9 protein-coding genes are annotated in these 12,556 nt (G+C 74.2%); all 9 read left to right on the forward strand.

Annotated features, from left to right (window positions below; translation table 11 throughout):
• Positions 1–5 precede the first annotated feature (5 nt).
• The 9 genes from fabG (at position 6) to O7626_RS10950 (ending at position 12,365) form a co-directional block, all read left to right on the forward strand.
• Positions 6–752 carry a 3-oxoacyl-[acyl-carrier-protein] reductase gene (fabG, locus tag O7626_RS10910; RefSeq protein WP_278061044.1) on the forward strand — a complete coding sequence of 249 codons (747 nt, stop codon included), beginning with the start codon at positions 6–8 and terminating at the stop codon, positions 750–752.
• Between the two features lie 34 nt (positions 753–786).
• On the forward strand, positions 787–1,533 hold the full coding sequence (locus tag O7626_RS10915) for a DsbA family protein (RefSeq protein ID WP_278061045.1): 747 nt from the start codon (positions 787–789) through the stop codon (positions 1,531–1,533).
• Between the two features lie 112 nt (positions 1,534–1,645).
• Positions 1,646–3,550, forward strand: coding sequence for a fatty acyl-AMP ligase (locus O7626_RS10920; RefSeq protein ID WP_278061046.1), 1,905 nt, complete (start codon positions 1,646–1,648; stop codon positions 3,548–3,550).
• Between the two features lie 5 nt (positions 3,551–3,555).
• Positions 3,556–5,505 carry an acyl-CoA dehydrogenase family protein gene (locus O7626_RS10925; protein ID WP_278061047.1) on the forward strand — a complete coding sequence of 650 codons (1,950 nt, stop codon included), beginning with the start codon at positions 3,556–3,558 and terminating at the stop codon, positions 5,503–5,505.
• Entirely contained in the window at positions 5,502–7,223 is a 1,722-nt protein-coding gene (locus O7626_RS10930; RefSeq protein WP_278061048.1) for an acyl-CoA dehydrogenase, read from the forward strand. Before O7626_RS10925 ends, O7626_RS10930 begins: the two co-directional genes overlap by 4 nt.
• 32 nt (positions 7,224–7,255) lie before the next feature.
• The gene (locus O7626_RS10935; protein ID WP_278061049.1) at positions 7,256–7,525 is read left to right on the forward strand and encodes an acyl carrier protein; all 270 of its coding nucleotides are present in this window, start codon (positions 7,256–7,258) and stop codon (positions 7,523–7,525) included.
• Complete coding sequence (locus tag O7626_RS10940; RefSeq protein ID WP_278061050.1) at positions 7,522–9,036, forward strand: condensation domain-containing protein; 1,515 nt, start codon at positions 7,522–7,524, stop codon at positions 9,034–9,036. The genes O7626_RS10935 and O7626_RS10940 overlap by 4 nt, the downstream gene beginning before the upstream one ends.
• Positions 9,037–9,135: 99 nt before the next feature.
• Positions 9,136–9,879, forward strand: coding sequence for an ABC transporter ATP-binding protein (locus tag O7626_RS10945; RefSeq protein WP_347404773.1), 744 nt, complete (start codon positions 9,136–9,138; stop codon positions 9,877–9,879).
• Positions 9,873–12,365, forward strand: coding sequence for an FtsX-like permease family protein (locus O7626_RS10950; protein WP_278061052.1), 2,493 nt, complete (start codon positions 9,873–9,875; stop codon positions 12,363–12,365). Before O7626_RS10945 ends, O7626_RS10950 begins: the two co-directional genes overlap by 7 nt.
• Positions 12,366–12,556 lie beyond the last annotated feature (191 nt).

Here is a 12,556-nt window from a genome sequence, read left to right on the forward strand (position 1 = left end):
GCGAGATGAGCGACAACGGACGACGGGTCGCGCTGGTCAGCGGCGGATCCCGGGGCATCGGCCGGGCCGTGGTGGCCCGGCTCGCCGCCGACGGCTTCGACGTGGCCTTCTGCTACCAGGCCAACGCCGAGGCGGCCGAACTGTCGGCGAAGGCCGCCCGGGAGACCGGGGCCCGGGTGCTGACCCGGCAGGTGGACGTGGTGGACCTGGCCCAGGTACGCGACTTCGTCAGCGCCACCGAGGACGAGCTGGGCCCGATCGACGCGGTGGTGACGGTGGCCGGGGTGACCCGGGACCGGCCGCTGGTGCTGATGGGCGAGGACGAGTGGCACGGCGTGCTGCGGACCAACCTGGACGGCACCTTCACCGTCTGCCGGTCGGCGGTCTTCGCGATGATGAAGCGGCGGCGCGGCGCGGTGGTGACGCTCTCCTCGGTCGCCGGGGTGGCCGGCAACGCCGGGCAGACCAACTACTCCGCCTCCAAGGCCGGGATCATCGGCTTCACCAAGGCGCTGGCCAAGGAGATGGGCCGGTACGGCATCCGGGCCAACGTGGTGGCGCCGGGCTTCATCGAGACCGACATGACCGCGGGACTTCCGCCGGCGGTCAACAAGGAGATGCTCGGCCGGATTCCGCTGGGCCGGTTCGGCCGGGCCGAGGAGACCGCCGACCTGGTCGGCTTCCTCGTCTCCGACCGGTCCTCCTACGTCACCGGCCAGGTCTTCCAAGTCGACGGCGGCATCGCGCTGTAGCGCGTACCGCCTCGGAGTATCCGAGGAGTTTCCCATGGCGGTGCGCCGCACCCCACGGTTCTACTTCAGCCTGCGCAGCCCGTACTCCTGGCTCGCCTACCGGGACCTGCACCAGCACCATCCGGAGCTGGTCCCCGGGTTGGACTGGGTGCCGTTCTGGGAGCCGGACGAGCGGAGCTCCCGGCTGCTGACCGAGGCCGGCGGCGAGTTCGTCTACACCGCGATGTCCCGGGCCAAGCACCTCTACGTGCTCGCCGACATCCGGCGGCTGGCCGCCGAGCGCGGGCTGTCCTTCAGCTGGCCGGTGGACCGCGAGCCGGTCTGGGAGATCCCGCACCTGGGCTACCTGGTCGCGGCGCGGCACGGTGCCGGGCCGGGCTACCTGGAGCGGGCGTACCGGGCCAGGTGGGAGGAGGGGCGGAACATCTGCGACCGGGACACGGTCGCCGGGATCGCCGCCGAACTCGGGCTCGACCCGGCCGAGGTCGCCGGGGCGGCGGACGATCCCGAGGTACGCCGCCAGGGCGTCGCGGCGCTGCTCGACATCTACGCCGACGGCGTCTTCGGGGTGCCGTTCTTCGTGCACAAGCTGGACCGGTTCTGGGGGGTGGACCGGCTGCCCGCGTTCGCCGCCTCGGTCGCCGCCAGGCGCGGTGCCGCCCGACCGGCGGCCCGGCCGGCGGCGGTACCGGCACCCGAGGAGAGCGGCCCGGCGGCCGAGCCGGTACTCGTGGGTGTGCCGGGCCGCACCGACGAGGGGCATGCCGGCGGCTGCGGCTGAGCACACCGGCCAACCCGCCGATATAGCCCGAATAGAGACGTCGACCGTACGGTCTGGCCCGACAGGCGCCGATGGCGCGGGTGCACGCCGTACCGGAGAAGCCGGGGAAGCAATGTTGGGAAGCATCGTCGAGGCGGTCCGGCACAACGTCGCCGGATCGCCAGGGCGGCAGGCGGTGGTGTTCTGCCGTGGGGTGGGGGAGCGGCTTGTGGAGTCGTCCCTGACGTACGCCGAACTCGACCGGGCGGCCCGGTCCACCGCGACCTGGCTGGGCCGGCGGTGCCGGCCGGGCGACCGGGCGCTGCTGCTCTATCCGACCGGGCTGGAGTTCGTGGTCGGCTTCCTGGGTTGCCTCTACGCGGGCGTGATCCCGGTGCCGGTCCCGCTGCCGGCGAACTACCGGCAGCACGCCGACCGGACCAGCGCGATCGCCCGGAACGCCGACGTGGCGGCGGTGCTGACCGACCCGGGCAACCTGCGCCCGGTCGCCGACTGGATGCTCCAGGAGGGCCTGGACCAGCTGGCCTTCGCCGCGACCGACCTGGCCGCCGTCCCGGCCGGGCCTGACGGTCCGATCGGGTCCGGCGGTCCGATCGGGTCCGGCGGTCCGATCGGGTCCGGCGGTCCGATCGGGTCCGGCGGTCCGATCGGGTCCGGCGGTCCGATCGGGACCGGGCCGGGCGACGGTGGCGCGGACTGGCGGCCCTATCCGGCCCGCCCCGACGACATCGCGTTCCTCCAGTACACCTCGGGCTCGACGAGCGACCCGAAGGGCGTGATGGTCACCCACGGCAACGTGCTGCACAACATCGGCTCGGCGCACCGGACCCTCGGCTGGACCGACCAGACCAGGTTCTGCTCCTGGCTGCCGCTCTACCACGACATGGGCCTGATCGCGATGCTCATCGCGCCGCTGCTGCTCGGCAGCACCGCCGTGCTGATCCGGCCCAACGACTTCCTCAAGCGCCCGCACCTGTGGCTGACCGCGATCGACAGGTACGGCGCCGAGGTCGCCTGCGCGCCGAACTTCGCGTACGACCTCTGCGCCCGGGTGCTCACCGACGAGCAGGTCGCCGGGCTGGACCTGTCCCGCTGGCGGTACGCCTGCAACGGCGCCGAGCCGGTCGACCCGGCCACCCTGGAGCGGTTCGCCGCCCGGTTCGCCCCGGCCGGATTCCGTTACGAGTCGTTCCTGCCGACGTACGGGCTGGCCGAGGCGACCCTCTGCGTCACCGGGGCCCGCCCGACCGGCCGCCCCGTCAGCGCGTACGTCGACCCGGCCGAGCTGGCCCGGGACGTCTTCGCCCCGCTGCCCGCCGGTACGCCCGCCGGGCTGGCCCTGGTCGGCAGCGGCCGGGTGAACGCGCTGGACGTGCGGATCGTCGACCCCGGCACCTGCACCGTGCTGCCGGACGGGCGGGTCGGCGAGGTGTGGATCCGGGGCGGCAGCGTCACCCGGGGCTACTGGGGGGACCCGGTGGCGACCCGACGGGCCTTCGGCGCGGCGACCGCGGACGGCGACGGCGGCTTCCTGCGTACCGGTGACCTCGGTGTCCTCGACGACGGCGAACTCTACGTCACCGGCCGGATCAAGGAAATGATGATCGTGCACGGCCGCAACCTCTATCCGCACGACGTGGAGCGCGAGGTCCGGGAGGTCTCGCCGGCGTTCGCCGGGCTGCCCTGCGCGGTCTTCTCGGTGCCGGCACCCCGGGAGGAGATCGTGGTCGTCCAGGAGCTGCGTACCCGGGGCCGGGACGACGCCGAGATCGCCGGGCTGGCCGCCGGAGTCAGGGCGGCCCTGAGCCGGGTCCTCGGGGTCCGGGTGGCGAACGTGGTCTTCGTCCGGGTCGGCCAGGTCCGGCGGACCACCAGCGGCAAGATCCAGCGCACCATGATGCGGGAACTCTTCGTCTCCGGCGTGCTCGACTCGACGTACGAGGAACTCGATCCGGAGGTCCGGGACCGCTATCGGGCCGGCCGGGCCGGGCTGCCGGTGCCGGCCGGGCGGGGGTGACCGGGATGCGCTATCCGGCCTTCGCCCTCGCCGAGCACCTCGACGCCGGGCTCGGCGACCCGCACGACGCGTCCCGGGCGGCCTCGTTCGCCAACTGCGTGGCGCTGGACACCCGGGAGGAGTTCCCGGCCGAGGTCTGCGCCGAGCTGGACCGGCTCGGCCTGCCCCGCTGGTACGTGCCGGCCGAGTTCGGCGGCGAGCTGCGCAGCTACGAGGAACTGCTGCACGCGGTGCGGATGCTGGCCCGCCGGGACCTGACCGTCGCGATCGGACACGGCAAGACCTATCTCGGCGCGGTCTCCGCCTGGGTGGGCGGCACCCCGGAGCAGGCCCGCCGGGTCGGTGCCGAGGTGCTGGCCGGCAGCGTCATCTCGCTGGCGCTGACCGAGCGGGAGCACGGCAGCGACCTGCTCGCCGGTGACGTCTCGGCGGTGCCGTCCGGCGCCGGCTACCGGGTCGACGGCGAGAAGTGGCTGATCAACAACGCCAGCCGGGGCGATCTGCTCTGCGTGCTGTCCCGGACCGAGCCGGCCGGCGGCACCCGGGGGTTCAGCCTGCTGCTCGTCGACAAGCGGCGGCTCGACCCCGGCACCTTCCGCTGCCTGCCGAAGGAGCGCACCCACGGGGTACGCGGCGCGGACATCAGCGGGATCGCCTTCGACGGCGCACAGGTGCCGGCCGAGGCGCTGCTCGGCCCGGCCGGCGCCGGCCCGGAGATCGTGCTGAAGAGCGTCCAGCTCACCCGGACGATGTGCGCGGCGATGTCGCTCGGCCTGGCCGACCAGGCACTCCGGCTGGTCGCCGACTTCGCCGCCGGGCACCGGCTCTACGACCGGGCGCTGATCGACCTGCCGCACGCGAACCGCACCCTCACCGAGGCGTACGTCGACCTGCTGGTCGGCGAGGTGGTGAGCGTGCTTACCGCGCGCGGCATCCACGCCACCCCCGGCGAGCTGAGCGTCACCTCGGCGATCGCCAAATACCTGGTGCCGACCATGATGGACCGGACCATCCCCCGGCTCGGCCAGGTGCTCGGGGCGCGCGCCCTGCTCACCGCCGACCACGCCGACGGGCTGTTCCAGAAGATCGAACGCGACCACCGGATCGTCGGCATCTTCGACGGCAACACCCTGGTCAACCTGAACTCCCTGGTCAACCAGTTTCCCGGGTTGGTGCGTGGCTACCGGCGCGGGGTGACCGACCCGGGGTTGGCCGAGACGGTCGAGCTGTCCCGGCCGCTGCCGGACTTCGACCGGAGCCGGCTCGCCCTGCTCTCCCGGGCCGGGTGCAGCGTGGTGCAGCGGCTGCCGGCCGCGGTCGCCGAGGTGCTGGAGTTGGCCGACGCCGGCATCGTCCCGCCGGCCCTGGCCGCCCAGGCCGAGACGCTGGCCGGACTGGTGGACGCCTTGCACGAGCGGATGGCGGCGTACCGGCCGCAGCCCCGGCAGGTGCCGGTCGAGGCGTTCGAGCTGGCCGGCGGGTACGCCGTCGCCTTCGCCGCCGCTGGCTGCCTGCAACTGTGGCTGCGCAACCGGCACTGGCTCGCCGACGGGCCGACCGCGCCGCTCTGGGCGGACGCCCGCTGGCTGCGCGCCTGCCTGCACCGGCTGATCGGGCAGCTCCGCCCGGTCGCCGGCAGCGGCTCCGGCTCCGGATCAGGACCCGGGCCCGGACCCGGACCCGACGACGGCGCCGGGCCCGACGACGGCGAGGACTACGACCGGCTGCTTCCGGACCTGCGCGCACAGCACCGTGCGGGCCGGCTCTTCTCCCTGCTCCCGTTCCGGCTCGCCGAGGCGACCGGGCAACCGCCCGCACCGCCGTCCCGGCCAGCCGGCGCGCCGGCACCGCCGTCCCGGCCCGGTGAGGCGTCCGCGTCGGCCCGGTCGGGTGAGCCGTCCGCGTCGGCCCGGTCCGGTGAGCCGGCTCCGCAGCTTCCCGAGGTGGTCCGATGAGCGTCGACACCGCTACCCCGCCCGGCAGCACGCCGGCCGGCGCGGCAGATCCCGACCTGGAGACGTACCTCGGGGATCCGCACGATCCGGCGAACCCGGTCGGCTATCCGGCGGTGCTCGCCGCCGACGAGCGCGGCGAACTGCTCGCCGAGGGCGAGCGGGCCCTCGACGGGTACGGCCTGAACGCCGAGTTCGTGCCCCGGGCCCTCGGCGGCCGGTTCGACCGGGCCGACCGGCTGGCCCGGGTGCTGCGGGCGGTGTTCCGCCGGGACACCACCCTCGGGGTCGGCTACGGGGTCACCACCTTCATCGCCGCCACACCGGTCTGGACCGACGGCACCCCCGCACAGCGCCGCTGGCTGGCCGACCTGCTGCTGCGGCACGGCAAGGCGTCGGCCGGCTACAACGAACTGGCGCACGGCACCGACTTCGGCCGCACCGAGCTGCGGGCCCGGCCCGCCGGGGACCGGTTCCTGGTCACCGGCCGCCGGGAGATGGTCGGCAACCTGTCCCGGGCGGACGCGGTGACCCTGTTCGCCCGCACCGACGACCGGCCGGGCAGCCGCAGCCACTCGCACCTGCTGCTGGACATGGCGGCGCTGCCGGCCGGACACCGCCGCCAGCTGCACCGCTACCGGACCGCCGGTGTCCGCGGCATCCTGCTCGGCGGGCTGGAGTTCACCGACTGCCCGGTACCGGTCGACGCGCTGGTCGGCGAGGCCGGCGGTGCGATGGAGACGGTGCTGCGGGCCTTCCAGGTGACCCGGAGCGTGCTACCCGGGATGGCCGTCGGGATCGTCGACACCCAACTGCGTACCGTGCTGCGCTTCGCCCTCGACCGCCGGCTGTACGGGCTGCCGGTCGCCGAACTGCCGCACGCCCGGGCCACCCTGGTCGGCGCCTTCCTGGACCTGCTGGTCGGCGACTGCCTGTCCACGGTGGCCGCCCGTGCCCTGCACGTGCTGCCGGAGCAGACGAGTGTGTACAGCGCCGCCGTGAAGTACCTGGTGCCGAAGCTGTTCCAGGAGGCGGCCCACTCGCTCTCGGTGGTGCTCGGCGCCCGGTCGTACCTGCGGGACGGCCGGTACGCGATCTTCCAGAAGACCCTGCGGGACCTGCTCGCCGCGACGCTCACGCACGCCAGTGCGGCGGTCTGCCAGGCGACGATCATCCCGCAACTGCCCCGGCTGGCCCGGCAGGGCTGGCGGTCCGGCCCGAGCGCGCCGCCGGCCCTGTTCCGGCTCGACGACCCGTTGCCGCCGCTGGACTTCGCCGCTCTCGGGCTCTCCGCCAAGGGGATGGACAGCCTGGCCGGCAGCCTGCGGGACCACCTGGACGAGCCGGGCGGGGATCCGGCGGTCGACCGGCTCGGCCGGCTCTTCGCCGCCGAACTCGACCGGCTCGGCGGGCTCTGCGCCGACCTGCCCCCCGCCGACCGCACCGTGATCGCCGGCCGGCGCAGCTTCGAGCTGACCGACCGGTACGCGACCGTACTGGCCGCCGCCGCCTGCCTCGGGGTGTGGCGGCACGGTCCGGCGGACCCGTTCCTCCGGGACCCCCGCTGGCTGCTCGCCGCGCTGTCCCGGCTGGCCGGCCGGCTCGGCATCGACCCGGGTACGGCGCCGGACGGGCTGGCCGACCACATCTACGCCGAGCTGCTGGAACGTCATCAGGACAACCGCGGCTTCGATCTCGTCAACCGGCGCCTGGCCGGCTGACCGTCCGCGCCCGTACGCCGAAGGAGAGCACCATGTCCGGAACCATCCAAGACACGTCCGTCGACGCCATCCGCAGCTGGCTGGTCGGCCGGATCGCGTTCTACCTGCAACGGCCGGCCGAGCAGATCGACGCCGACACGCCCCTGGTCGAGATCGGCCTCGACTCGGTGTACGCGATGACCCTGAGCGGGGACGTCGAGGAGCGCTTCGACATCGAGGTGGAGCCGACGATGGCCTGGGACCACCCGACCGTCAACGCCCTCGCCGGTCACCTGCACGGCGTACTGGGCGACCGGGGATGAGCACCGACCTCGCGCCCGCCGGGGGGCAGCCGGCCACCCCGGGCGGGCAGCCGGTGGTCGAGCCCTCGCCCGGGGCCGGGCATCCGCTCTCGGTCGGGCAGGAGGCGCTCTGGTTCCTCTACCAGCTCGCGCCGGAGAGCCCGGCGTACAACATCACGCTCGCGGTGCGGGTCCGGACCGCGCTCGACGACGCGGCGCTGGCCCGGGCGGTCGACGCGCTGGTGGCCCGGCACCCGGTGCTCGGCACGGCCTTCGCCGAGCGGGACGGGGCACCCCGGCAGTACGTCCCGGCGGCGCCCCCGGCTGCCTCGCCGGCCGGGGCGGCGGCCTCCCGCTGGCTGGAGATCCGGGACGTGCCGGGCCGCACCGACGCGGCGCTGCTCGGGCTGGCCCGGTCGGTGGGGGAGCAGCCGTTCCGGCTCGGCGCCGGGGAAGTCTTCCGGGTGGTGCTGCTGCGCCGTGCCGCCGCCGACGCCGCCCTGGTGCTGGTCACCCACCACATCGTCAGCGACGCCACCTCGCAGTGGCTGCTGCTGCGCGACCTGCTGGCCGGCTACCGGGGCATCGCGGCCGGCGGTGCCCCGGACTGGGCGCCGCTGACCGCGGGCTACCTCGACCACGTCGAGGCGGAACGGAAGCTGCTCGACTCGCCCCGCCGGGCCCGGCTGGAACGGTACTGGCGGGAGCGCTGCACCGGCGTGTCCGCCGGGGTGATCCCGCTGGACCGGCCCCGGCCGGAGCGGCAGACCTTCGATGGCGCCACCCACCACCTGCGGCTCCCCGACGAGCTGGCCGGCCGGGTCCGGTCGGCGGCCTCGGCGGCCGGGGTGACCCCGTTCGCGTTCCTGCTCGGCGTCTTCCAGGCCACCCTCTACCGGTACGGCGGGCAGGACGACTTCACCCTCGGCTGCCCGGTCGCCACCCGGTACGGCGCGGGCCTGCGCGACGTGGTCGGCTACCTGGTCAACACGGTGGTACTCCGCTCCTCCTTCGCGCCCGGCGCCACCTTCGCCGCCGCGGTCGCCTCGGCGCACCGGGAACTCCTCTCCGGGCTGGCGCACGTCGGCTATCCGTTCCCGCTGCTGGACCGGATGCTCGGCGCGGCCCGGGGCGGCAGCCGGGCGCCGCTGTTCCGGATCGCCTTCACGATGGTGGCGGCGGACCGGCTCGACCCGCCGCTGCCGCTGGTGCCCGAGGGTGCCGTCGTCGGCCCGGAGATCGAACATTCCGGGCTGCGGCTGGCCGCCTTCGACGTGCCGCAGCTGGAGGGGCAGTTCGACCTCAACGTCGAGCTGCGGCAGTCGGAGGATTCACTCGCCGGAGCCTTCCGGTACAACACGGATTTGTTCGATGATGCGACCATAGAGCGGCTTACCGGGCACTACCGCCGGTTGCTGGAGGCGGCCACCGCCGACCCGACGCACCGGATCGACCGGGTTTCCCTCGTCGACAGCGCACAACTGGAGCTGCTGCTCGCCCTGGGTACCGGTGGAGTCTCCCCCGGGCGGTGACGTCCGGAAACCGCCCGAACCCGCAGGACGGCTCAGGGTCGGGCGTCCGGGGCTTCTCAGGGTGGAATCTCATGTGTCGATCTGACGATCAGTGATTGGATGCTCGCTATGGAGCACGCTGTGCGGCTGGAGTCGCTGAGCAAGACGTACGGTTCGGGACAGAACGCGGTGACCGCGCTGCGGGACGTGTCGCTGAACCTGCGGGCCGGCAGTTTCACCGCGATCATGGGGCCGTCCGGCTCGGGCAAGTCGACGCTGTTGCAGTGCGCGGCGGGGCTGGACCGGCCGACCGGCGGTCGGGTGGTGATCGGCGGCACCGATTTGACCGGGCTGAGCGAGACCGCGCTGACCCTGCTCCGGCGAGACAAGATCGGCTTCGTCTTCCAGGCGTTCAACCTGCTGCCGTCGCTGACCGCCGAGCAGAACGTGGCGCTGCCGCTGCGGCTCGCCGGTCGCCGGCCGAGCCGCTCCGAGGTGGCGGAGGTGCTCGGCGAGGTCGGGCTCGGCAACCGGGGCGGGCACCGGCCGGCGCAGCTCTCCGGCGGCCAGCAGCAGCGGGTGGCGATCGCCCGTGCCCTGGTCACCAAGCCGGCGGTGCTCTTCGCCGACGAGCCGACCGGCGCGCTGGACACCAGCACCAGCCGGGAGGTGCTGGCCCTGCTGCGCGGCCTGGTCGACCAGCACCAGCAGACAATCGTGATGGTGACGCACGACCCGGTCACCGCCGCCAACGCCGACCGGGTGGTCTTCCTCGCCGACGGGGTGCTCGCCGGCGAGCTGGTCAACCCGACGGCGGAGGCCATCGCCGCCCGGATGACCCGGATGGAGGTCGGCGCGTGCTGAGCATCGCGGTGCAGACGCTGCGGATGCGCTGGGCCGCCTTCGTCGGCACCTTCCTGGCGTTGACCCTGGGCGCCGGCATGATCGCCGCGATGGGGCTGGAGATCGCCGCCACCCTGGACCTGCCGGACCGGGCGCCGCAACGGTTCGCCACCGCCCCGGTGGTGGTGGCCGCGCTGGATCCCGAGTGGGATCCGGCTCGGCACGACCCGGGCAGCCGCTCCCTGATCCAGGCCCGGGGCATCTCCGACGCGCTCGCCGCCGAGATCGGCGCGCTGGGCCGTACCGTGCCGGTCCGGTCCTTCTACGCCCAACTGACCGGCGGACCCGACGACCAGGTCGGGCACGGCTGGGCCAGTGCCGAGTTCGCGCCGTACGCGCTGGCCGCCGGCCGGGCGCCGCAGACCGACACCGAGGTGGTGGTGCCGGCCGGCGGTGCCGGACCGGGTGAGCGGGTCACCGTCCTCACCACCGGCGGGCCGCGCGAGTACACCGTCGCCGGGGTGACCGGGCCGGCCGACTTCGAGTCGGCGGTCTTCTTCACCGACGCCGAGGCGGCCCGGCTCGCGCCCCGGGTCGAGGCGCTGGTCTCCTACGGCGCCCCGGAAGCGGTGCGGCAGGCCGTCGGCGGGGACGCCGAGGTGCTCACCGGGGACCGGCGCGGGGTGCTGGACCCGAGCTACAACGCCGACCGGGAGGCGATCGACAACACCCAGACGCTGCTGCCGATCACCGCCGTGGTGGCCGGCTTCGTCTCGATCTTCCTGGTCGCCTCGACGTTCGCCTTCGCGGTCGCCCAGCGGCGCCGGGAGATCGCCCTGCTCCGCACGGTCGGCGCCACCCCCCGGCAGGTACGCCGGATGGTGCTGGCCGAGGCGTTCGTGGTCGGGCTCGCCTCGGCGGTCGCCGGCTCCGCCCTCGGGCTGGCCGCCGCGCCGCCGCTGGCCCGCTGGATGGTCGAGCTGGGGCTCGCCCCGTCCTGGTTCACCGTCGAGGTCTCCACCAGCCCGGCGATCTGGGTCCCGCTGCTGATCGCCTTCAGCACCGCGCTCGGCGTGGCGCTGCTCGGGGTCTGGGCGGCGTCCCGCCGGGCCGGCGACGTACGCCCGATCGAGGCGTTGCGGGACGCGGCCGTGGACTCCCGCACCATGACCCCCGGCCGGTGGCTCTACGGGCTGCTGGCGCTCGCCTTCGGACTCGTCACCATCGGCTGGGTGGCGACGGTCAACCCGGGCCTGGTGATGGTGCCGACCCGGTACATCGGGGTGCTGATGTTCCCGATCCTCGCCTTCGCACTGCTCGCCCCGGTGGTGGTCAAGCCGATCGCCCGGCTGATCACCTGGCCGCTGGGCCGGCTCGGCGGGGCCGCCGGGATGCTGGTCCGGGAGAGCGCGCTGACCGCGGTGCGGCGTACCGCGGCCACCGCCGCGCCGGTGCTGCTCACCGTCGGGCTCTCCATCTCGCTGCTCGGCGCGGCCGCCACCATCGACCGGGCCAAGGACAGCGGCCGGCGCAACCAGGTGGTCGCCGACTTCGTGGTCACCCCGGACGGCACCCCCGGAGTCAACGAGGCGGTCACCGAACGGGTCCGGGCCATCCCCGGCGTCGACGTGCTCGCCGCGCTGCCGACGATGGTGTACGCCCGGGACGACGCCCGGCTGGCCGACTACGAGGCGCTGGCCGTCGACCCGGCGGCCCTGTCCAGCACCCTGACCCTGCCGGTCGACGAGGGGAACCCGGCCGACCTGCGCGACGACACCATAGTGGTCAACGACGACTGGGGGGTCGGGGTCGGCGAGACCGTCGAGGTCTTCCTGGCCGACGGCAGCAGCGTCCCGCTGCGGGTGGTGGCGGTGCTGAACACCACCTCGGGCAGCAACGACGTCGCCTACCTGAGCACGAAGTACGCCGGCACCGCCGAGTACGCCTTCACCGGGCTGGCCCGCCGGGTCTACGTCTCGGTGCGCGACGGCACCGACCCGGCGACCGTCCGCTCGGCCCTGGCCGCCGCGACCAGCGGGCTCGGTGCCCGGGCGGTCCCGGCCGAGGACTGGCTCGGCGAGGAGAGCAGCGAGAACAGCCAGGCCAGCTCGCTGGGCATGGTGCTGGTGCTCGGCATCGCGATCGTCTTCTGCTTCATCGCCATCGTCAACACGCTCGTGATGGCGACCTCGGACCGGCTGCGCGACCTGGCGATCCTCCGGCTGGCCGGGGCCACCCCGCGCCAGGTGCTCCGGGTCTTCGCCGCCGAGTCGCTGCTGGTCGCCGGGGTCGGGGTGCTGCTCGCGGTCGGGGCCTCGGCGGTGAACCTGGCCGGGCTGCGGCTCGCCCTGGGGCAGCTGGTCGGGGCCACCCCGGTCAGCGTGCCGTGGGGCACCGTCGCGGTGATCACGCTGGTCAGCGCCGCCCTGGCGGTACTCGGTGCGGTGCTGCCGGTCCGGCTCGCCTTCCGGTCCGGCGCGGTCGAGCTGGCCGGCGTACGCGAATAGCCGTCCACAACGGACCATCGGGCTCCGCCAGCCGGCTTTACGCCGGTGGCGGGGCCCGGTTCGTTTTCTCGAAGATAGTTTCGATATGGGGCTGGTATAGCCGCGGGTCGCAGGATGGCAAGGAGCCGAGAAAGCAGGCCGGCGCCAACCGTGGGAACGCCTCACCTGGCGGTGACGTTTCCGGGAGCGTA

This window comes from Micromonospora sp. WMMD1102, from assembly GCF_029626265.1.
Classification (GTDB): Bacteria; Actinomycetota; Actinomycetes; order Mycobacteriales; family Micromonosporaceae; genus Plantactinospora.